The organism is Glutamicibacter sp. NPDC087831, assembly GCF_044742845.1.
GTDB lineage: Bacteria > Actinomycetota > Actinomycetes > Actinomycetales > Micrococcaceae > Glutamicibacter.
The window spans coordinates 987,322-1,008,849 of record NZ_JBIUVH010000001.1 but is presented as its reverse complement, the minus strand read 5'-3'; the positions used below and the strand labels follow the sequence as shown (position 1 = coordinate 1,008,849).

Below are 21,528 nucleotides of genomic sequence, written 5' to 3'. Positions count from 1 at the left end.
CATAGTTGGATTAGCTTCCATTCTGTCATGATTTCCGCGTCTTCTCATATTTCGACAGCCTGAAACTGATAGTTTGTCGTCCATGGCACTGAATCCAGAGAAGATATTTAGCATCGTCATGCGCGCGCTGAAGGAAATCAGCAAGGTCCGCGCAAATTCGGCAAGCAAGCGCCCGGCCAGCAACCGCGGGGCCAGCGGGTCCCCGAGCACTGCCGGAAGCCGCTCTCGTGCCAACTCCATGCAGGATTCTCCAGCGGGTGCTGGCTACCCGGGTGATTACCGTGGCAAGATTCACTACGAGTACAACCCGGCGAAGGACGGCAACGCCGATCCGGGAGAAATTGTCTGGACTTGGGTTCCCTATGAAGAGGATTATTCGCAGGGCAAGGATCGCCCGGTGCTGATCGTCGGCCGTGATAGTGGCTGGCTGCTGGGGTTGATGCTCACCAGCAAGGACAAGAACAACTCGGATCACCGCGACCGCAACTACATGGACATCGGTACCGGGGACTGGGACCGCGAGCGGCGTCCGAGCGAGGTCAAGCTCGATCGCATTATCCGAGTCGGCGAGCAAGCCGTCCGCCGCGAAGGCGCCATCCTGGATCGCGAACGCTTCTCAAATGTGGTGAACGCCCTAAACGAACGCGCATAAGCACTCGTTGTCAGGCTCCCTATCTGATAAAGTTAATCTTTGTGTGTTGCGCAGGTTGGGCAACACGCCCCCTTCGGGTCGCCATAGGTGCCCCACACCGCTCAGTCGATGGCCTGAAGGATGAACCCTCTACCGACCGTATAAAACGATAAACGAGAGAGTTTATTAAAGTGGCTAACATCAAGTCCCAGAAGAAGCGTATCCTGACCAACGAGAAGGCACGTCTGCGTAACGTAGCTGTCCGTTCCGAGGTCAAGACCGTGATCCGTAACGTCAACGAGGCAGTAGTCTCCGGTGACAAGGAAAAGGCAACCGAGGCACTGCGCCTGGCTGGCAAGAAGATCGACAAGGCTGTAAGCAAGGGTGTTCTGCACAAGAACAACGCTGCTAACCGCAAGTCGGCTATCGCCAAGAAGGTTAACGCCCTCTAAGCCGAGCTTAGACTTCATCAACTCCCCCGCACTCATCGAGTGCGGGGGTTTTGTTTTGCCCGGAACTGCTCATCGAAGCTTCCAGGCAGACACGCGCTGATGGCTAGCCTTCATTAAAGAGCAGTGGGAGCGCGCACGAGTGCATCGTGCCCGCCCCCACCTGGAACCTCAGCGGCTAGCGTCCCGGAGCCTTGCCTGCAATGAACATGATGGCGTGTTCCAGCGCGTAGCCCGGTGAACGGCTGCCGCCCTTGACCATGCGGTCGGTATTCGCTATTTCTTCGACGCACAGGGCAAGATCGCTGCGTTTCCAGCCGCGAGCCTGCTGCTGCGCCTGCTGAACTTGCCACGGCGCCATCCCCAACTCGGATGCCAATGAAGCTGCGGGTTCATTCACGCCGGCGACCTTGGCGATCTGGCGGACCCTCATCGCCAAGGTGGCCACAATGGGAATCGGGTCGGTTCCAGTACCCAGCGCATGGCGCAAAGTGCGAAGCGCCATCTGGGCGTTGCCGGAAATTGCGGCATCGGCCACCTTGAACGCAGTTGCTTCAACCCGGCCGCCGTAGTACCTGTCGACCGTATCCTGGTCAATGGTTCCCGTGGTGTCGGCAATCAGCTGGGAGCAGCTCGATCCAAGCTCTGCCAGCGAGTTGCCTACCGCCGCTACGAGGGCTTTGACCGCGTCATTGGTAATCCGGCGCTTGGCGGCCTTGAATTCGGACTGGACGAAGTCGATCTTCTCGGAGTCCTTTTTCACCGGTTGGCAATTGACGATCAGGGCACCGGCAGCTTTGATTGCGTCAATCAGCTTCTTGCCGCGCGTACCACCCGAGTAATGCATGATGAGCACATTCTCGGGAGCCTGGTCTTTCAGGTAGGCCAGGGCGTCCTTGAGGAAGTACTCGTTCATGTGGGCCAGTTCGTGGACCTCGACCAGATTGGCGCTGGAAAACAGCGAAGAGCTGGTGGCCATGAGTAGCTCTCCAGGCTCGTACTTTGCCGCGTCAAGACGCGTGTGCTGGATATCGTCCCGCTGGGATGCCTGGGAACGCAGCAATTCGAAGGCGCGCGAAGCGAGGTAATCCTCTGAACCGGTCAACAGGATCAGTGGTTGCGGGCGCAGTTCCCGCCATGAGATACCCGGATTTGCTTGGGCGCGTGCCATCGAACTCCTTAGTGCATCGGTCGATATAACGATCCTACCGAACTGGCGTACCCAGGGCGGTACCCAGAACGCCCTGGCTGGTAAATGTGAGCAGTACGGTACCCGATTGGTCGGTGCGAATCACCGTCGCGCCGACCTGCTGCGCCATCTCCAGGGTTTCGGGGTGCGGATGGCCATAGGAATTATCCTTCCCCGCGGAGACCAGCAGGATCTGCGGACGGATCTGCTCGATGATTTCGGTACCGCCGTTGCGTGCCCCATGGTGCGAGGCTTTCAGGATCGCTGCATGCTCTTGCGGATGCAGGCGCAGCAGGCGATCCATGGCTTCGGTTTCCATGTCCCCGGCTGTGAAGAGATCGATGGTTCCGGCCCCGGTGGAAAAGCTGAACCGGATGACCAGCGACGTATCGTTGGGTTCGGCGTATTTCGCGAAGCGCGCCTCGGGGCCCACGACTTCGAAGCCCACCTCCCCTGCAGCCTGTCGCGTACCGGGCTCCAAGGCGCGTGCACCGGGCCATAGTTCAAGGTCGAACCCGGTCGAGACCAGGCGTTCACCAATCTTTACGTGCGAATTCTCCAGCTCGCCCACGGCCCCGAAATGGTCGCTGTGGGTGTGCGTGATGAAGACCTTGCTCAAGGTGCTGATGCCCAGCCGCTCCAGGCACAGCAACAACCCGCTCTCCGGTGGTCCGGTATCGATCAGCCAGCCCTCTGAATCCCCCAGATTGATGACGAAGGCGTCGCCCTGGCCCACATCGCACATGGCAATGCTCCAATGCGGCGCGATATCTTCCCGGTAGAACAGCGTCGCAGGCAGAACGAGCGCTACGGCGAATACCAGGATCGCTCCCAGCACGCTTAGGGACACCTGCCTGACCCGGAGCCTCTCGGTTTCCCGGCCCAGCACCAGCAGGGTGCAAAGCACCAGGGAGAGCATCACTGCCAAGACGATTCCGGGTAGGCCTTCGGGCCACGGCCGGGCGGCACCGGGGAGCCCGGAAACGAAATGGGCCACCTGGCCAATGGCTTCTGCCGGCAGCCCCGGAACCCAGATCAGCACCGATTCCAGCGCTGGCCACGGCGTGCACAGCAGCAGGCAGGCCATGCCGAGCGCAGTAATCAAGGGCAGCAACGGCGCGACCACGAGGTTCGCGGGCAGCGAGTACAGGCTGAAATCCGAATTCAACGCGATGACCACCGGCAGGCAGGTGAACTGTGCCGCGCAGCAAATGGCCGACAGCTGCGCGAACCAGGCCGGGAATATGTGGAGAAGAATTTCGGTCAGGGCCGGGGCGAGCATGATGATTCCCAGGGTCGCCAGCATCGACAGGGCGAAGGCCGGTTCGGCACCCAGCGAGCGATCGATAGCCAGCAAGGCGGTTCCGCTCAGGCACAGTATTCCCAGAGAGCCTTGGCCACGACCCAGCAGCACCGAGATGACCGCAATGCTGCCCATCAGGCTGGCGCGCAGGACACTGGGATCCGGCCCGGCAAACCAGGCGAAGAGCCCGACCACGCCAATCATCAAGATCGCGCTGGGTGCCCGTGGCACCGAAAACAGCCGGAGCAGCACCAGCACAATGGCCCCGATCAGGGCAATGTTCGATCCGCTCACCGCGGTCAGGTGGCTCAACCCGCTGGATCTCATCGCCTCGCTCAACGCTTCGTCCTGTCCGGAACGATCGCCATAGAGCATGCCAGGCAGCAGCGCCTGGGCATTGTCCGGCAGGCCGCGCAGGCCCTGGGTGAACCGTTCCTTGAGGTAATCCGCGGCGGTAGGCTCAACCCAGGAACTCACCTGCGGTTCACTGGCGGCATGCGCCCACCAATCGAAGGCGCCGGCAGCTGCTGCTTCCAAGTCGAGGATGGTCTCGAACTCGCCCGCAGTGGCAGGCACCCCGAAATCAATGGTGAGGAAGACCGGCACCCGGCATGGCACCCATTGGCCGTTGGCCCAGTACCGCTGGATTTCCGCCCGGCCGGCGGCAGCCCCCTGGCCCTGCGCGGTGGCCGGGTCCTCGAAGCGGACCACGGCACGGCGCTGTTGCTCGCCGGCGCCCGGCAGCTGGCACTGGGGGTCGGTGAAGGCCAGGCTGCTGACGGCCACCACCCCCAGGAGCAGGATAATGGGACCGGTAAACCATGGCGCCGCGTAGGCGCGGTCGTGCCGGGGCCGCAATAGCAGGAACAGCAGGATAGCCATCAGCGCGGAAAGTACCCAGAGCAACCAGACTGGGAGGGTGAAGTAGGCGGCGGTCCACGCGCCGCCCAGCAGCCACAGGCCGCGGAAATCGGTGTTCACGGGATCACCAGTTCGCTCAGCTGGCCCAGCAGCGCCGGACCGATGCCCGGTACCGCATCCAGCTCTTCCACGGAGCTGAACGGGCCGTTCTCGGTGCGGAAGTCGATGATCCGGGCTGCCAATGCCGGCCCGATCCCCGGAAGCTCCTGCAGGGTCTGGGAATCGGCACTGTTGAGCGAAATCTTCCCGCCCGCCGTCGCACTCGGTGCCGCGGCTAGTTCCGTGGCCGTCTCGGCGCCCGGAAGGACCACCTGCTGGCCGTCGACCAGCTTGGCCGCCAGGTTCACCATCTGCGCACGTGCGCCTTTGGCCAGCCCGCCGGCGGCGTCCACCGCGTCGGCAATCCGCGAATCCACGGGCAGCTGGTAGACGCCGGGCTTCTTCACCGCGCCGACCACGTGGACCGTGACCTCGGGTGCGGCCAGGCTCGGGGACTGGCGGTCCTCCGGCGCCGAAGCGGACGGGTCGGATACCAGCGGAACTGTTTCAAGCTCCTGGGCGACCGGCGGTGGCGCGAGCAGGATGGAGATCGCAATCCAGGCGAGCACCACGATGACCAGCACCAGCACGGCCACGCGCGAGATCGCGAATCTCAGGCGACCGGGACGTGGCGCGTACTTGCTGAAGAAGTCGTGGCGGCCCATGGGCCACAGTCTGGGCTATGGCGCCGGCGGCCGATCCAGGATGGACTCCGACTGTGGATAGCTGGGGGCGACGCACACGGCGATCACGCCCAGGCCGGTATGCGCGGCCAGCACCGCCGGAAGGGACTCGACCACGACCAGCATGGCGCTGAACGGTGCCAGTTCGGTGGCGATTTCCTCGGCCAGTTCCTCGGCGCCGAAATGCATCACCCCCAGCCGCACCTCGCCACTGGCGTCGCGGGCGTCGCGCAAGGCCAGGGCGACCAGCCGTGCGGTGGCGCGCGCGAAGGAGCGGGGCTTTTCCAGGGCGACGATCGAGCCCTCGGCAATCCCGAGGATCGGCTTGAAATTCAGCAAGCTGCCGACCACGGAGGACAGCGCGCTGATCCGGCCGCCGCGGCGCAGCTGCTCAAGGCTTGGCACCGCGAAGTACACGGTGTTGGCGGTGGCCGTGCCGGCGATCTGCTCGAGCATCTCCAGCGGGGCGCCGGCGGCGCGGGCAGCCAGCACATCGGCCACGGCAAATCCCTGGGGCAGGCACACGGTGCGCGAATCGACCACGGTGATTGGTGCGTCAAAGCTGCGGGCCGCCAAGCGGGCCGCCTCCACGGTGCCCGACAGCGCCCCGGACATGTGGATCGAGATGATCGACTCGCAGCCGGCGTCGAGCAGCTGCCGGTAGGCGCGTTCGAACTCGCCTGGCGCCGGGCGCGAGGTTTTCACCGCCTTGCCCATGGCCAGGCCCATCATCAGCGCCTGCAGGTCTTCGCCGTGCACATGGTTGTCCACGATGATCGGGATCGGCACTTCGATGAAGTCCGGATGCGGCCCGAAATGCCCGGGCAGGCAGGACGCCGAATCGGAGACGACCCCGATGCGGGTACGCGAAAGCCCGCGCGGGGCCAGCCACTTGGGCAGCCAGCCCGCGCGCGAGCTTTTCTGGCGTTCAGTCATGAGCCGAGCTTACGGGGCGGGAACCACGTTCACGAGCTTCGGCGCACGCACGATGACCTTCAGCGGCTCCTTGCCATCGAGCATCCGGATCACCGACTCGTGGGCCAGGGCCTGGGCGCGCAGCTGCTCCTCGGTGATGTCCACCGGAACCTCCAGGCGGGCACGGACCTTGCCCTTGATCTGCACGACCGCGGTGATGGTGTCATCGACCAGCAGCGACTCGTCCACTTCAGGCCAGGCGCTGGTGACCACGGAGGGCGCATAGCCCAGCGCTTCCCACATGTCCTCTGCGGTGTACGGGGCGAACATGCTCAGCAGCTGGGCGGTCACCGTGGCGGCCTCGCGCACTGCCGGGTCCGCTGCCCCGGCACCGGAGTCGATGGTCTTGCGGGTCGCGTTGACCAGCTCCATGGTCTTGGCGATGACCACGTTGAACTTGCCCGAATCCAGCAGCGCGGCGGATTCATGCACGGTGCGGTGGGTGACCTGGCGCAGCGCCTTGTCCCCTGCCGCATAGTCCATGCCGGCCTCGCTGGTGGTGTCCTGGGCGATGCGCCAGGCGCGGGCCAGGAACTTCTGCGAACCCGATGGGGAGACATCGGCCCAGTCCACGTCGTCCTCCGGCGGGGAGGCGAAGACCATGGTCAGGCGTACCGCGTCGACGCCGAACTTGTCCAGCTGCTCGCCCAAATCCACGCCGTTGCCCAGCGACTTGCTCATCGCCTTGCCGCCGTTCAGGACCTGGCCCTGGTTCAGCAGCGCGGAGAACGGCTCGGTCGCGTCGATCAGGCCCAGGTCGTGGATGACCTTGGTGAAGAAGCGCGAGTACAGCAGGTGCAGGATCGCGTGCTCGACCCCGCCGACGTACTGGCCTACCGGCATCCAGTCGCGCACGGCCTTCGGGTCGAAAGGGCCCTGCGTGTACTGCGGGGAGACGAAGCGCAGGAAGTACCAGGAGGAATCCACGAAGGTGTCCATGGTGTCGGTGTCGCGCTTGGCGGCGCCGCCGCACTGCGGGCAGGCCACGTTGACCCATTCCTCGGCGGCGGCCAGCGGGGAGGTGCCCTTCGGGGCCAGTTGCTCGCCGCGCAGGTTATCGGGCAGGCGCACCGGCAGCTGGTCGTCGGGAACCGGGACCTCGCCGCAATCGGCGCAGTGGATGATCGGGATCGGGGTGCCCCAGAAGCGCTGGCGGGACAGCAGCCAGTCGCGCAGGCGGAAGTTGATGGTGTGCTTGCCGGTGCCGGCAGCTTCCACGATCTCAATGGCCTTGGCGATCGCCTCGGTCTTCTCCAAACCGGACAGCTGCCCCGAATTGACCAGCTGGCCTTCGCCCGCGGTGGCGGTGCCGGTTTCGTTCGGGTCTTCCAGACCGGTTTCGACGACCACGCGTACTGGCAGGTCAAAGGCCTTGGCGAAGTCCAGGTCGCGCTGGTCGTGTGCAGGCACGGCCATGATGGCTCCGGTGCCGTAGTCGGCCAGCACGTAGTCCGCCGCCCAGACCGGCACCTTCTCCCCGGAGAGCGGGTTGATCGCGTAGCGGCCGGTGAATACGCCGGTCTTCTCGCGTTCGCTGGACTGGCGCTCGATCTCGGACAGGGCCTTGACCTGCTCCTGGTATTCCTCCAAGGCGGCGCGGTGCTCATCGGTGACCAGTTCGCCAGCCAGCTGCGCGTCGGCGGCGACCACCATGAAGGTAGCACCGTACAAGGTGTCCGGGCGGGTGGTGAAGACCGGGATCTGCAGCGCAGGCTTGTCCTCGTGCGCTTCGATCCCGAAGGTGACCTCGGCCCCTTCGGAACGGCCGATCCAGTTCTTCTGCATCAGCAGCACGCGCTCAGGCCAATGGCCCTTGAGCTGCTCCATGTCCTCAAGCAGGCGGTCAGCGTATTCGGTGATCTTGAAGTACCACTGGTTCAGCGACTTCTTGGTCACCGCAGTGCCGCAACGCTCGCAAGCGCCATTGACGACCTGCTCGTTGGCCAGCACGGTCTGGTCCTTCGGGCACCAGTTCACCGGGTGGTCCTTGCGGTAGGCCAGGCCCTTCTCGTAGAACTTGTTGAACAGCCACTGGGTCCAGCGGTAGTACTCCGGATCCGAGGTGTGCAAGCGGCGATCCCAATCGGCGGAGATCGCGTAGCGCTTGAAGCTGGCGGCCTGGGTATCGATGTTCTTGTAAGTCCACTCGGCAGGGTGGGCATTGCGCTTGATCGCGGCATTCTCTGCGGGCAGGCCGAAGGAGTCCCAGCCGATCGGGTGCATCACGTCATAGCCGCGCAAGCGCCAGTAGCGCGCGACCACATCGCCCATGGCGAAGGCCTCGGCGTGGCCCATGTGCAGATCGCCCGATGGGTAGGGGAACATGTCCAGCACATAGCGGCGTTCGCGGCTGCCATCATCGGCGGGCTTGAACACCTGTAGTTCGTCCCACACCGGAAGCCACTTGGACTCGATGTCCTTGAAGTCGTAGGTCCTGGGTTCGTTCGTCGATGATGTCACGCTGCTCTTCTCACACGCTTTGCGGAAAATTTCCGATAGGAAAAACTTATTCTTGGTTCCAGACACAACAAAAGCCCCCAAATTTCCACTCGGGGGTACGGCCAACGGGCCGTGCTCAGGCTAGGTTGCGCTTCGGATTCATATCGCGATTCTATCGCATATCCCCTGCCCACGCGCGCATCGATGAAGCGCAGGATTGCACACAGCGGCAAACGCGGCGCCACCGCAGTTATCCACATCCCGCAGCTGCCCGCAGGGGCAGGAGCTTCCAGCGCCCGATCATGGAGCCATGAACGCGCCAGCCCTGATCGCCACATTGCGCACCGCATGCCAGGCCCCGATGCACCTCGGACCGGCCTTGTCCGGTGCCATGGTGCTGCGCCTTGGCTACCTGTGCCTGGCCCTGTATGCCGCGCTGGGCAAGCTGGTGCGCGATGCGGGCGACCCGCGCCTGGTCCTGGCGCATCTGCAGCTCACCGAAAGGTTCGCCCAGCAAATCCATTGCGAGCAACACGCCGGCGCACTGCATGCCGAGGCCACCGGCGCACGGGCGCTGGCACTGGACAGCTACGCGGCCCTGCGTTTGCCTGCGGATGACCCCGACGCCATCACCGACGGGCTCTTTGCCGGGGAACCGGACCTTGCCCCGGGGCGCTGCTGCTACAAGGACACCGCCCAGCTGCTGGCCGCATGGCTGGGCATCAGCTACTTCGAAGCCCAACGGCGCATTGCCGACGCGCACCTGCTCATTGGCCGGCGCACCCCCGATGGCGGCATCTGCGCGCCGCGTTTCAAGCATCTGGCCGAACTCTACGGGCAGGGCGCAGCCAACCGCCGGGCCATCGCTTCCGCCGCGCGGCGCCTTGAACGGCTCGAACCGCAGGACACCATCTTTGACGGCGTGCCCGTGCCGCTGCTGGCGCATGGCACCGATGGCCGCAGCCTGGACCAAGCCGCGGCCCACTCCCTGCGGGAGCTGGGCCCCGCCGCCGCGCAGAAGCAGATCAGCACCTCAATCAGGACCTACAAAGAACTGCACGGCAAGCAGCTGCCTCCCAAGCTCGGCATGTTCATCGGCCCGGTGAAAAACGGCGTGCATTTCTTCTCGCTGCGCACCGATGCCACCGACGCGCAACTGGTTCATTCGGTACTCACGCAGGCCGGCAACCCACGAACCAAGGCCGGCCGGGCCGATCGCGATCCCCAGCAGCAGCGCCCGGCGGGTTCGGGATCCAGCGCCAGCGGCGGCCCGCGAGAGGGCCAGGACTCCCAAGCGGACCAGGAGTCCACGGCAGGCCAGAACGCTGGCAACGGAAGTGGAGCCGCACCCGAGCCGCCGTCGTGGCTGCGCAGCGATCAGCCCATGCCGCCGTGGGCCGAAGAGGAACCAGAAGCTCACGATGGCCAGAACCCGGACGGCGGCCGCACCGCAAAGCAGGCAGAGGCCCAAGGCGAACCGCAAGACGGGGCGCAAGACGAGCCGCACCTGCAGGACTCCCCCGCCGGGCAGCCCGATGTGCATCGTCGCCGGCTCAACGCGTTCATGGCGCTGTTGCGCGCACCATTTGCTGGCGGCGAGCGAAAAGTCGTCATCCCGAAGTTCGTGGTCTACCTGTGGCTCGCGGATCTGCAGAACCTGGCGGACGCGCACGGCATGACCGCAAATGGCATCGACATCCCGCCCGGAGAACTCCGGCAGCTGCTCGCCAGGGCGAACATCATCCCGATGGTCCTCGGCGGCAACAGCCAAGTGCTGGATATGGGGCGCAAGATGCGCTACCACAAAGGCCGGATCCGCGAAGCGATCATGGCCCGGGATCGCGGCTGCATCGTGCCCGACTGCACCGCGCCGCCGGATCATGTCGAAACCGACCACTACCAGAAGCCCTGGTCCGAAGGCGGCGAAACCAGTGTCTGGTCCGGGGCGGGAATGTGCACGTCCGATCACCACAAGCGCCATGCCGGACAGCTCGAGGTCATCGATGTCGATGGGCTGCCGCACGTGGTCATGCCTGCACATGTCGATCCGGAGCAAAAGCCCCGCCGCAATACCTATTGGGACGCCCGGCAAGCCGGCGAGTCCCCCGCGCGCCGCAGACCCGCCGCGCAGGAAACCGCGCGTCCAGGCCAGGAAGACACTCCTGAGGCCGCATCGGGCGATTAAGGCGATTGAGCTGCCCCGCGGGTTAAACCGGCAACGCCCGAACCACCCATCCGGGTGATTCGGGCGTTGCCGGTTGCGGCCGGCTCGGAACCGGCCAAGCCACGGTTGCGCTTAGGCCTTGGTATCTTCGTCGACCCAGTCGAAGGTGCGGGTGACAGCCTTTTTCCACAGGCGCAAGCTGCGCTCACGCGTAGCCTCATCCATGGTTGGCTCCCAGCGCTTGTCCTCGGCCCAATTGTCTTCCAGTTCGCCCAGGTCCTTCCAGAAGCCAACGGCCAGGCCAGCAGCGTAGGCTGCACCCAGTGCGGTGGTCTCGGTGACCTTCGGGCGAACCACTGGCACGCCGAGGATGTCAGCCTGGAACTGCATCAGGGCTTCGTTGGCCACCATGCCGCCGTCGACCTTCAGTTCGGTGAGCGGAACCTCTGCGTCGGCGTTGACCGCATCCAGGACTTCGCGAGTCTGGAATGCGGTGGACTCCAGGGCCGCACGGGCGATGTGGTTCTTGTTCGCATAGCGGGTCAAGCCCACGATCGCGCCACGGGCATCCGAGCGCCAATATGGTGCGAACAATCCGGAGAAGGCCGGAACGATGTACACGCCGCCGTTGTCCTCCACCTTTGCTGCCAGTTCCTCGATCTCCGGAGCGGTAGCGATCATGCCGATATTGTCGCGCAGCCACTGGATCAGCGACCCGGCCACGGCAATGGAACCTTCCAAGGCGTACACCGGTGCGTTTTCGCCCAGCTTGTAGGCCATGGTGGTCAGCAGGCCGTTGGTCGAATTCACGATCTCCGTGCCGGTGTTGAAGATCAGGAAGCAACCGGTGCCGTAGGTGTTCTTCGCGGTACCTGCGGTGAAGGCCGCCTGGCCGAAGGTCGCCGCCTGCTGGTCGCCCAGGATGCCTGCAACGGGCACCTCGCGCAGCAGCTGGTTGGTGTGCACGGAGCCGTAGACCTCCGAAGAAGAGCGGATCTGCGGCATCATCGAGCGCGGCACGCCGAAGTCAGCCAGGATCTTCTCGTCCCAGTCCAGGGTCTTGAGGTCCATGAACAGGGTACGTGATGCGTTGGTCACGTCGGTGACGTGCACGCCGCCGTCCACGCCGCCGGTCAGGTTCCACAGCACCCAGCTGTCGGTGGTGCCGAAGAGCAGGTCGCCTGCTTCGGCACGCTCCCGGGCACCTTCGACATTGTCCAGGATCCACTTGATCTTGGTGCCGGAGAAGTAGGTCGCCAGGGGCAGGCCAACGGTCTGCTTGTAGCGTTCCAGGCCGCCATCGGCTGCCAGTTCGTCGACGATGTCCTGGGTACGGGTGTCCTGCCAGACGATCGCGTTGTAGACGGCTTCGCCGGTGTTCTTATCCCACACCACCGCGGTTTCACGCTGGTTGGTGATGCCGACGACCTCGATGTCGTGGCGGGTCAGGTTGGCCTTGGACAGGGCCTGGCCAATCACTTCGCGCACGTTGCTCCAGATTTCGGCTGGATCGTGCTCAACCCATCCGGCAGCCGGGAAGATCTGCTCGTGTTCCTTCTGGCCTACCGAATGCACCTCACCGGCGTGCGTGAAGACAATTGCGCGGGAGCTGGTCGTGCCTTGGTCAATGGCGATGACGAATTTTTCACTCATGATTCACTGCTCTCTTTCTAGAACATTGGCGCGGCGGCAAGTCCGCCAAGGATACCGCCGATGGCTGGACCAGCCAACGGAACCCACGAGTAGGACCAGTCGGAGGAGCCCTTGCCCTTGATCGGCAGGATTGCGTGGGCAATTCGTGGACCGAGGTCGCGGAACGGGTTGATGGCGTAGCCGGTGGCTCCACCCAGGGACAGACCGATGGCAACAACCAGCAGGCCGACAGCCAGCGGGCCAAGCTCGTGAGGAGTGTGCCCCAGTCCGGCGATCACGAACACCAGGACGAAGGTGCCGAAGATTTCCGAGACCAGGTTCCAGCCGTAGGAGCGGATGGCCGGTCCGGTGGCGAAGACGCCCAGCTGCGTGCCCGCGTTCTGCGGATCATCCAGGTGCTTCTTGTAGGACAGCCAGGTGCCCACGGCACCCAGGAAGGCGCCAATGAACTGCGCCGCGAAGTAGAGCAGCGTATTGGCCATGGTCTTGGCGACGCCGGGGGCGTACTCGGCAACGTCCGGGTTGACCAGCAGGCCCAGGGTGACCGCCGGGTTCAGGTGGGCTCCGGAGATCCCAGCTATCCAGACGCCGCAATAGACGCCCAGGCCCCAGCCGAAGCTGATGGCTACCCAGCCCGCGGCGCTGCCGAGAGTGCCTTTCAGGGCGACGTTCGCGCAGACGCCGCCGCCCATCAGCAGGAGAATGAAAGTGCCGGCTAATTCGGCGAGAAACACGTGAGTGGACAACGTTGACCTCTTAGTGGTTTCGAGTGCCAGCGGCGCCTTGCCGCCGGCTTGGATGCAGGTTAGACCAGGGTGACTCCGTGGGCTTCTGCGAGTACCGAGAGCGAATGGTCGATCTCGGCTTGGGTCTGGGACTGGTCCCAACCCATCGGCTCTGCAAGGCAATTAGCTGCCTCGATTACCAAATCCTTCGTGACCAGGCCGCGGAAGGCCAGGTTGGTGCGGCGGATGAAGACATCGATCAACCGGCCCACCTGCTCTTGGTTCGCCATGTAGGCCAACTCCTGGCAGGACAGCTCGTTGGTGTGCTCCAGCATGGTTTCGTTGCCGCCGATGATTTCCAGCAGGGCATCGGCTCCGGTGCCATAGCGCTCGAGCAGCACGCGCAAGCGTTCGCGGCCGGCCTTGGACTCGCGCGCGGCATACCAAGCGGCGAGTTCGCCCTCGTTGGCCGGGAAGTTCTTTCCGCCACCGATGGCTACGCCGGCGGTGGACTTCACTTCACGGGCGCCGAGGAATTCCAGGGCCTTGCCGCCGAGGTTCTCGCTCAGTGCGCGGAAGGTGGTCCACTTGCCGCCGATCAGCGAGAGCATGGTGGTCGCGTCGGTCAGGCGGGTTTCCTTGATCTGGTAATCGCGGGATACGAAGCCTGGCGCGGTGTCGTCATGGCTGGGCAGGGGGCGCACGCCGGAGAACTTGTAGACGATCTGTTCCCTGGTGGCCTTGATGCCCGGGAAGACATGGTGGACCAGCTCGAAGAAGTAGTCGACTTCCTCGTCGGTGCATACCGCTGGCTCGTTCATGTCGTGCTCGAGGTCGGTGGTGCCGACCAGCACGCGGCCGAGCATCGGGTAGATGAGCACGATTCGGCCGTCTTCATGCTCGAAGAAGATTTCGCGGCCTCCGGTAGCGGCGAGCAGTTCCGGGTGATCCAGCACGATGTGCGAACCCTTGGTGCCGCCGGTCCACTTGGTATCGCGGCCCAGGTCCTTGTTGGTCAGATCCACCCACGCGCCGGTGGCGTTGATGATGACATCGGCGTCGAAGTCGAATTCTTCGCCGGAGAGCATATCGCGCAGCTTCGCGGTGCCGCCGTCGACGCCGGCCAGCTCAACGTAGTTGCTGGCGCGGGCCTCGTCGTTGGCGTTCAGGCCTTCACGCAGCACATCCAGGGTCAGCCGCTCGGGGTTGTGCACCGAGGCGTCGAAATAGGTGGCGGTGTACTTGACGTCATCGCGCAGTGCTGGCAGATCCTGGCGGGCAGCCTTGCCGGCCTTGAAGTTATGCCAAGGGGTGTTGCGTCCGCCGATCCCTGCGAACACGTCGTACATGATCAACCCGGCCTTGATCAGCGCCGCCCCGCGTTCGGTTGGCTTGCCCGACTTGTGGGACAGGAAGCGCATCGGTGCGCTGAGGATGCCGGAGAAGGTGGAGAAGATGGGAATGGTGGTCTGCAGCGGCTTCACGTAGTGCGGAGCGATCTCCAGCAGCGAGTTGCGCTCCTGCACCGACTCGTGAACCAGGCGGAACTCGCCGTTCTCCAGATAGCGGATTCCGCCATGGATCATGTGCGAGCTGGCACCCGAAGCGCCCTGGCAGTAATCGCCGCGCTCGATCAGGGCTACATCAATCCCCTGCATGGCCAGGTAGCGGAAGGTCGCTACGCCGTTGATGCCACCGCCAACAACCAGAACCTGCGCCTGCGGACGTTCGCGCAGTTTGGCTAGCTGTTCCCGAATCACGATTTGTGCCCCTTATGTAAATATTGAATGAGTCTGAAGCTAGTCTTGTTACTGAACGGCAAAGCGGTCAAACGAAATGCACAAACGTGCAGAAGTGGTCTGAATCATGATGAAATCCTCGTCCGGGGGCACCTACAAGCGGGCAACGACTGGCACATCTGTGCACAGCACCCCCAAGGCGAAGGATGCGCTGCGCGCCGCCCAGCTGTATTACCTTCAAGATATGAAGATGGAAGTGATCGCCAAGGAGCTGGGCACCTCGCGGTCCACGGTCTCCCGGTTGCTCACCCACGCCAAGCGCACCGGCATGGTTTCGATCAGCATCTCCCCCAGCGCCAACATGTCGGCGCTGCTGGGAAACCAGCTCTCCGAGCACTACGGGATCAGCTTCAACGTCGTACCCACCGATGGCAACATGGATGACTCCGAGCTGCTGGCCCGGGTCTCTGCGCACGCGGCCTACCTGCTCGGCGGCATGGTTTCCTCCTCGATGACGGTGGGTGTTGCCTGGGGATCGACCATGCAGTCGGTGTCCACGGCGCTGGGCTCCCACCCGACCCATGACACGAAGATCGTGCAGCTCAATGGAGCGGCTAATCCGGTGACCAGCGGCGTGCGCTATGCCAGCGACATACTCACGCGTTTCGGCCAAGCCTTCACCGCACGCACCGAGCAGTTCCCGGTCCCGGCCTTCTTCGACCGGGCCTCCACCCGCGACGCAATGTGGGAGGAAACATCGATCCGCCGGGTACTGCAGGTACAGAAAGAGATGAGTCTCGCGGTATTCTCCCTGGGCTCGGCCGGCTCCGCCGTGGCTTCGCAGGTCTACCGCGGCGGCTACCTGACCAAGGCGGAAACCCAAGAGCTCAACGAGATCGGCGTGGTCGGCGACGTGGCCACGGTGTTCTTCGACAAGGACGGGAACAGCTCGAACATTTCGCTTAATGCCCGCTCCACCGGCCCGAACCTCGATGCCCTTCGCAAGGTGCCGACCCGTTTCTGCGTGGTCGCCGGCCGGGGCAAGCTCCAGGCCGTGCGCGGTGCGCTCAAAGGCGGGCTGATCACCGATCTGGTGATCGACGAAGGCACCGCCCTGGCGCTGCTGGACGGGTAGGGTTAAAGCCATGGCCCCACGACAGCAGCTAGTGACCACCCATCATTTGAACGGTGCAGAAATCCGGGTCTACACCCACCCGGCCCAGCAGCCCTCCCGCGGGGTGATCTACGCCGTGCATGGTTTCCGCGGAGACCACCACGGGCTGGCGCGCATCGTCTCGCACCTGGAGCACTACACGGTGATCGTTCCCGATCTTCCCGGCTTTGGCACTTCGACCTCGATGGCGGATCTGCCCCATGACGTCGAGGGGTACGCTGCGGTGCTCAATCAGCTGGCCGAAGAGCTGCAGCTGGAATCCTCCGTGCACCTGCTGGGGCATTCCTTCGGCTCGATCGTGGCCGCCAAGCTGGCCACCGTCCGCGGCTTTGCCTCGCTGGTATTGCTCAACCCGATCTCCGAGCCAGCGTTGGAGTCCGACCAGGCGCTGCTGGCCAAGCTCACCAGCGGCTACTACGAGGTGTGCGCCAAGCTTCCGGCCCGCATCGGCGAACCGCTGCTGCGTTCCAAGCTGTTCAGCGATGCCATGAGCCTGGTGATGACCAAGAGCAGGGACCCGGAAATCCGCCGCTACGTGCGCGAGCAGCACCGCGCCTACTTCGGCGGCTTCCACTCGCGGGCCACCTTGGCCCAGTCGTACCGCGCCTCGGTCAGCGCAACGGTCGGGGACTACTCCCCTGCGCTGAGCTTGCCGACGCTGATGGTCGGCGGCCTGCAAGACGAACTGGGCACCGCGCAGACGCAGGAGGCGCTGCGGGCCAGCTTCGCCAACGCCCAACTGGTCATGCTCGAGAACGTCGGGCATCTGATCCACTACGAGAAGGCTCCCGAAACCGCCGCCGCCATCGATGGCTTCCTGCAGCTGCTGGCAACCGGCCAGGCCGAGGATCCCGCGGCGGGCTCCTAGAGCGCGTCGTCCGGGTCGATAGCGATATTCACGACCGGGTCCTTGGCCGCGGACATGCTCGCGCGCAGGTGGCGCAGGGCCTTGGTCACCGACGGCCCGTCGGCGTAGGAGAAGAAGAGCACGTAGCGGTGCTGGGCCGGGGGCCCGTCTATCACCGTCGGGCCGTGGATTTGCACGCACTGCCGGGTCTGCGGATCCAGGTTCGCGACCAGCCGTTCGGCTCCCAGGCCCGAAATCACCGCGCTGCGCACTGCCGGAGGCAACCCCACCTCGCGGCGCTCGGCCAATTCGCGTTCGGCAAAGCTCGCCGGGTCGTAGCGCACCAGCGCGGCCCCGGCGGGGCTCGGATTGCCGGTGAGCACCACTACCCCGTCGGCACGCGCCATGGAAGCGGCGGTGAACCAGCGGGAGATGACTTCTTCGGGGTTGCGCAGCGAATCGTGGGTCATCATCTTGTCGGCATCGAGCAGCAGCACCGCGGCGTAGCCGGATTCGGCAAATGGTTCGACCCCTGGCGTAGCGACCACCAGCGCCGGTTTGCCGGGAATCTTGTCCACGGGTTTTGCTCCGGTGGAAGAAATAACGCTGACCTTGGGGAAGGCCAGCCCGAGTTCTTCGGCGGTGCGGTCGGCGCCGATGCTGGCGGCCCGGATCCTCGGTGAGGCGCAGTGCACGCACCGGTAGTCGTGGTACTGCTCGCCGCACCAGCGGCAAGCCACATGCGAGCCTTTGCCGGCGATGTGCAGCGGGCCTTGGCAGGCAGTGCAGCGCGCCGGGGTCCGGCAGTCCTGGCAGGCCAGCGCCGGCATGAACCCGGTGCGCGCCACTTGCACCAGCACCGGGCCGGATTCCAGCGCCCTGGTAGCTTCCCGCCAGGCCAGCGAAGGGATGCGGGCCCGGGCGAGCACCGGGTCGCGCTCGAGCTCGAAATCGTTTGTGGTGGCCACAATGCGGGCGGTTTGCGCACGCAACAGGTCGCGGGGAACCTTCAGTTCGGTGGCCCAGCCGGTCGCCACCAGGCGCTGGGCTTCGACCGAGCGCGATGGCGATGCGATCAGCAGGGAGATGCCTGCTTGCTGGCTGCGCAGCAACGCCACCTCGCGGCTGTGCTGGTAGGGTGCGCGCTGTTCGCGGTGCGATTGGTCCGCGTCCTGCCACACGATCATCAGTTCCAGCCCGGGCACGTGGCATAGCGCCGCCGAACGGGTGCCGATGACGATCTGCACATGCCCTCCGATGGCACGCAGGAAGTTGCGGTAGCGCGGAGTCGGCCCGTCGTCGGCCTGCAGCCGCGCATAGGATTCGGCGCCGAAGTGCTCATCGAGATAGCCACCCAGCAGCCGCAGGTCGCGCGCGTCGGGCACGATCAGCAGCACGCGCTTGCCGCGCTCAAGCACCGGACGGGCCGCATCCATCAAGAACCCTGGCCAGGCACCGTGGAAATTCGGCACCCAGGTGGCAACGGCGCGCAGGGTTTCGCCGCTTCCCCAGGCGTCAAGCGCTTGGGCGCCGTGCTCGTAGCGGGAGAGCTGGTTCGGGGCGTCGGGCAGCAACGGCGCGACGGTGGCCAATTCCTCTTTTTCGACCTTGGCCGCGCGGGCGGGCACCGCAAGACGCACCACATCCCACAGGGTTCCGGCATAGCGGGTCGCGATCTCCTGCGCGGCGGCCACGATTTCCGGGTACAGCGCCACCTGGGTGCTGACCAGCTTGGCCAGCGGCCGCAGTTTCATCTCCGGGGCGTGGTCCTCGAGCACCGCGACGATGAATCCGGAGAGCAGCTGCGGCCCGAAGGGCACCTTCACGCGCACCCCCGCCACGGCATCCTGGGCCATCGAGGGAGGAATCTCGTAATCGAAGAAGCGGTCCAGGTGCGGGACGGAAGAATCAATCAGCACCCGGGCAACCCGCTTGAGGCGGGCCGGCTCGGGTGCTGAGATGAGGGCGTCTTGCTGCACGCTCAGGTCCTAGGCGTTGAACCAGCTGCGCAGGGCGTCGACGCGGTCCAGCTTCTCCCAGGTGAAGTCGTTGTCCTCGCGGCCGAAGTGGCCGTGGGCAGCGGTCTTGCGGTAGATCGGGCGCTTCAAGTCCAGGTCTTCGATGATGCCCAGCGGGCGCAGGTCGAATACCTCGTTGATGGCCTTGGTGATCTTGGCCGGATCAACGGTTTCAGTGCCGAAGGTCTCCACGTACAGGCCCACCGGACGGGCCACGCCGATCGCGTAGGCCACCTGGACCTCGGCACGGCGTGCCAGGCCGGCGGCGACCACGTTCTTGGCCACCCAGCGCATCGCGTAGGCGGCCGAGCGGTCGACCTTCGAAGGGTCCTTGCCCGAGAAGGCGCCTCCGCCGTGGCGGGCGAAGCCGCCGTAGGTGTCCACGATGATCTTGCGGCCGGTCAGCCCGGCATCGCCGACCGGGCCGCCGATGATGAACGGGCCCGATGGGTTCAGGATGATCTTGGTGTTCGAGATGTCCAGTCCCGAACGCTCCAGGATCGGGGTGACAACCTCTTCGTGCAGGTCGGCCTTCAGGGTCGCCAGCTCGTATTCGGCGGCGTGCTGGCTGGAGACGACCACGGTGTCCACGGAGACCGGCTTGTCGCCGTCGTAGCCGATGGTGACCTGGGTCTTGCCATCCGGGCGCAGCAGCGGCATGCGGCCGTTCTTGCGGACCTGGGTCAGGCGCTCGGACAGGCGGTGCGCCAGGAAAATCGGGGTCGGCATCAGCGAGTCGGTCTCATCCGAGGCGTAGCCGAACATTAGGCCCTGGTCGCCGGCGCCCTGCATGTCGCGGGGATCCTTGGCCGTTCCTTCGCGCGACTCCAGCGAGTTGAAGACGCCATCGTGGATCTCCTGGGACTGCTGGCCGATCGACACGGACACTCCGCAGCGCGCACCGTCGAAGCCGTTGGCCGAGGAGTCGTAGCCGATGTCCAGGATGGTCTTGCGGACGATCTCCGGGATCTCCACGTAGCCATTGGTGGTCACCTCGCCGGCAACGTGCACCAGCCCGGTGGTGGTCAGGGTCTCGACGGCGACCTTCGAGTCCGGATCCTGCGCCAGCATGGCGTCGAGGATCGCGTCGGAAATCTGGTCGCAAATCTTGTCCGGGTGGCCCTCGGTCACGGATTCCGAGGTGAAAAGACGAAGTTCAGGGGTTGTTGAAGTCACCGTATAACTCTATCTGGTCTCTGAGACCGGTAAGCAGATCTGGTACGTTTCGTGAACAAGCACCGTATGGCGCCACTCACTTTGTTACAGCTGCATGACTTTTTGTTGCATTCGAAATCTGTTCGATGACCACGCGGGCCACCTCGAGCTTGCTGCCCGAGGCCTGCACCGGGTCGGCGCCATCGGCGAAAAGAACCTGGATGCTATTGGTTTCCTGCCCGAAGGTCAGGGATGCGCCCACCTCGTTGACCACGAGCATTTCGCAACCCTTGCGATTCAGCTTGGCCTGGCCGTACTCCAGCACGGTCCCCTGCTCGTCGCCGGTCTCGGCGGCAAAACCGACAATGAACGGCGGCAAGTGCGGATTCTGTCCGCGCGCGGCGACCAGCTCGGCGAGGATGTCCGGGTTGCGTACCAGTTCGATGACCGGCGCCGAATGCTCATCGCGCTTCTTGATCTTCGAGTTCTCGATTCTTGCCGGGCGGAAATCGGCGACCGCGGCATTCATGATCAGCACGTCTTGGCCCTCGGCGCAGTCGAAGACCGCCTCGCGCAGCTCCAGTGCGCTGGAGGCGTGCACCAGCCGCACGCCATGCGGCGCGGGCACTTCCAGATGGGTGGCGATCAGCGTGACCTCGGCCCCGGCATCACGGGCGGCCTGTGCCAGCGCGACACCCTGGCGGCCCGAGGAGCGGTTACCCAGGAAGCGCACCGGGTCCAGCGGTTCACGGGTGCCGCCGGCGGTGATCAGCACCTTGGCTCCGGCCAGCACCGGTTCGGCGAGCAGGTCCTGGATTGCGGCGAAAATTTCATCGGGTTCTGGAAGCCGGCCCGGCCCCGAGTCCTTGCCGGTCAGCCGCCCGGAGGCGGGTTCGATCACCCGCACGCCGCGATCCCGCAGGGTCTGCACATTCGCGGCAGTAGCCGGATGCTGCCACATTTCGGTGTGCATGGCCGGGGCCATCACCACCGGCGCCCGCGTGGCCAGCAGGGTTCCGGTGAGCAGGTCGTCAGCCAATCCCGCAGCGGCCTTGGCTAAGACGTCCGCGGTGGCCGGCACAACCATCACCAGATCGGCCTGCTGGCCCAGGCGCACGTGATTGACCGAATCCACCGCGTCGAACACGTTCGAGGTGACAGGATTTCCGGACAAGGCCTCCCAGGTGGCGTTGCCCACGAAGTTGGCGACGTTCCGGGTGGGGATCACGTCGACGTGGTGCCCGGCTTCGCGCAGCAAGCGCAGCAGGAGTACGGACTTGTAGGCGGCGATACCAGCGGAAACGCCTAGGACAATTCGCTTCACGAAGTACTTCCTCGAGGATTCGGTGCGGCAATGAGGTGGGTGCGGGAGAAAAAGGAGCTTAACGAAAAAGAAGGCGCCCGCTCAGGGGCGCCGACTTTTC

General features: G+C 64.7%; 16 protein-coding genes. 5 read left to right on the top strand and 11 right to left on the bottom strand.

What is annotated here, in order from left to right:
* Positions 1-82: 82 nt before the first annotated feature.
* Complete coding sequence (locus ACIOJF_RS04950; RefSeq protein ID WP_105658325.1) at positions 83-652, top strand: type II toxin-antitoxin system PemK/MazF family toxin; 570 nt, start codon at positions 83-85, stop codon at positions 650-652.
* A gap of 170 nt (positions 653-822) precedes the next feature.
* The gene (gene rpsT, locus ACIOJF_RS04945; protein WP_105658324.1) at positions 823-1,083 is read left to right on the top strand and encodes a 30S ribosomal protein S20; all 261 of its coding nucleotides are present in this window, start codon (positions 823-825) and stop codon (positions 1,081-1,083) included.
* A 175-nt stretch (positions 1,084-1,258) separates the two neighbouring features.
* Here the strand turns inward: rpsT and holA are convergent, their stop codons facing one another.
* The 5 genes from holA to leuS are packed head-to-tail and all read right to left on the bottom strand — an operon-like array spanning position 1,259 to position 8,650.
* Positions 1,259-2,251 (bottom strand): DNA polymerase III subunit delta, encoded by a 993-nt coding sequence (gene holA, locus ACIOJF_RS04940; protein ID WP_400342383.1) that lies wholly within the window; start codon positions 2,249-2,251, stop codon positions 1,259-1,261.
* Positions 2,252-2,285: 34 nt separating this feature from the next.
* Positions 2,286-4,553: a ComEC/Rec2 family competence protein gene (locus ACIOJF_RS04935; RefSeq protein ID WP_402741303.1), complete on the bottom strand. Its 2,268-nt coding sequence runs from the start codon at positions 4,551-4,553 to the stop codon at positions 2,286-2,288.
* Positions 4,550-5,197 carry a helix-hairpin-helix domain-containing protein gene (locus ACIOJF_RS04930; protein WP_402741302.1) on the bottom strand — a complete coding sequence of 216 codons (648 nt, stop codon included), beginning with the start codon at positions 5,195-5,197 and terminating at the stop codon, positions 4,550-4,552. Before ACIOJF_RS04930 ends, ACIOJF_RS04935 begins: the two co-directional genes overlap by 4 nt.
* 15 nt (positions 5,198-5,212) lie before the next feature.
* A complete protein-coding gene (locus tag ACIOJF_RS04925) occupies positions 5,213-6,151 on the bottom strand; it encodes a DegV family protein (RefSeq protein ID WP_402741301.1) in 939 nt (312 codons plus the stop codon).
* A 9-nt stretch (positions 6,152-6,160) separates the two neighbouring features.
* Positions 6,161-8,650 (bottom strand): leucine--tRNA ligase, encoded by a 2,490-nt coding sequence (gene leuS, locus ACIOJF_RS04920; protein ID WP_402741300.1) that lies wholly within the window; start codon positions 8,648-8,650, stop codon positions 6,161-6,163.
* A gap of 289 nt (positions 8,651-8,939) precedes the next feature.
* On the opposite strand from leuS, the gene ACIOJF_RS04915 reads away from it, so the two are divergent.
* Positions 8,940-10,814, top strand: coding sequence for a hypothetical protein (locus tag ACIOJF_RS04915; RefSeq protein WP_402741299.1), 1,875 nt, complete (start codon positions 8,940-8,942; stop codon positions 10,812-10,814).
* 111 nt (positions 10,815-10,925) lie between these two features.
* Here ACIOJF_RS04915 and glpK read toward each other — a convergent pair whose 3' ends face one another.
* The 3 genes from glpK to ACIOJF_RS04900 are packed head-to-tail and all read right to left on the bottom strand — an operon-like array spanning position 10,926 to position 14,931.
* Positions 10,926-12,446, bottom strand: a complete 1,521-nt coding sequence (gene glpK / locus ACIOJF_RS04910; RefSeq protein ID WP_105658318.1) for a glycerol kinase GlpK — start codon at positions 12,444-12,446, stop codon at positions 10,926-10,928.
* A 17-nt stretch (positions 12,447-12,463) separates the two neighbouring features.
* Positions 12,464-13,192 (bottom strand): MIP/aquaporin family protein, encoded by a 729-nt coding sequence (locus tag ACIOJF_RS04905; RefSeq protein ID WP_105658317.1) that lies wholly within the window; start codon positions 13,190-13,192, stop codon positions 12,464-12,466.
* A gap of 59 nt (positions 13,193-13,251) precedes the next feature.
* A complete protein-coding gene (locus tag ACIOJF_RS04900) occupies positions 13,252-14,931 on the bottom strand; it encodes a glycerol-3-phosphate dehydrogenase/oxidase (RefSeq protein WP_105658316.1) in 1,680 nt (559 codons plus the stop codon).
* 106 nt (positions 14,932-15,037) lie between these two features.
* On the opposite strand from ACIOJF_RS04900, the gene ACIOJF_RS04895 reads away from it, so the two are divergent.
* The gene (locus ACIOJF_RS04895; RefSeq protein WP_332486174.1) at positions 15,038-16,045 is read left to right on the top strand and encodes a sugar-binding domain-containing protein; all 1,008 of its coding nucleotides are present in this window, start codon (positions 15,038-15,040) and stop codon (positions 16,043-16,045) included.
* A 10-nt stretch (positions 16,046-16,055) separates the two neighbouring features.
* On the top strand, positions 16,056-16,952 hold the full coding sequence (locus tag ACIOJF_RS04890; protein ID WP_105658314.1) for an alpha/beta fold hydrolase: 897 nt from the start codon (positions 16,056-16,058) through the stop codon (positions 16,950-16,952).
* Here ACIOJF_RS04890 and ACIOJF_RS04885 read toward each other — a convergent pair.
* The 3 genes from ACIOJF_RS04885 to coaBC all read right to left on the bottom strand — a co-directional run bounded on the left by ACIOJF_RS04885 (position 16,949) and on the right by coaBC (position 21,428).
* On the bottom strand, positions 16,949-18,910 hold the full coding sequence (locus ACIOJF_RS04885) for a primosomal protein PriA (RefSeq protein ID WP_402741298.1): 1,962 nt from the start codon (positions 18,908-18,910) through the stop codon (positions 16,949-16,951). The genes ACIOJF_RS04890 and ACIOJF_RS04885 overlap by 4 nt on opposite strands.
* A gap of 9 nt (positions 18,911-18,919) precedes the next feature.
* Positions 18,920-20,125, bottom strand: a complete 1,206-nt coding sequence (metK, locus tag ACIOJF_RS04880; protein ID WP_332486171.1) for a methionine adenosyltransferase — start codon at positions 20,123-20,125, stop codon at positions 18,920-18,922.
* Between the two features lie 76 nt (positions 20,126-20,201).
* A complete protein-coding gene (coaBC, locus tag ACIOJF_RS04875; protein ID WP_402741297.1) occupies positions 20,202-21,428 on the bottom strand; it encodes a bifunctional phosphopantothenoylcysteine decarboxylase/phosphopantothenate--cysteine ligase CoaBC in 1,227 nt (408 codons plus the stop codon).
* Positions 21,429-21,528: the final 100 nt, after the last annotated feature.

Excerpts from the sequence above, each read along its gene's own strand:
- ACIOJF_RS04925 (WP_402741301.1), bottom strand. The coding sequence starts at position 6,151 with ATGACTGAACGCCAGAAAAGCTCGCGCGCGGGCTGGCTGCCCAAGTGG.
- glpK (WP_105658318.1), bottom strand. The coding sequence starts at position 12,446 with ATGAGTGAAAAATTCGTCATCGCCATTGACCAAGGCACGACCAGCTCC.
- holA (WP_400342383.1), bottom strand. The coding sequence starts at position 2,251 with ATGGCACGCGCCCAAGCAAATCCGGGTATCTCATGGCGGGAACTGCGC.
- ACIOJF_RS04895 (WP_332486174.1), top strand. The coding sequence starts at position 15,038 with ATGATGAAATCCTCGTCCGGGGGCACCTACAAGCGGGCAACGACTGGC.
- ACIOJF_RS04915 (WP_402741299.1), top strand. The coding sequence starts at position 8,940 with ATGAACGCGCCAGCCCTGATCGCCACATTGCGCACCGCATGCCAGGCC.
- ACIOJF_RS04930 (WP_402741302.1), bottom strand. The coding sequence starts at position 5,197 with ATGGGCCGCCACGACTTCTTCAGCAAGTACGCGCCACGTCCCGGTCGC.
- ACIOJF_RS04950 (WP_105658325.1), top strand. The coding sequence starts at position 83 with ATGGCACTGAATCCAGAGAAGATATTTAGCATCGTCATGCGCGCGCTG.
- ACIOJF_RS04890 (WP_105658314.1), top strand. The coding sequence starts at position 16,056 with ATGGCCCCACGACAGCAGCTAGTGACCACCCATCATTTGAACGGTGCA.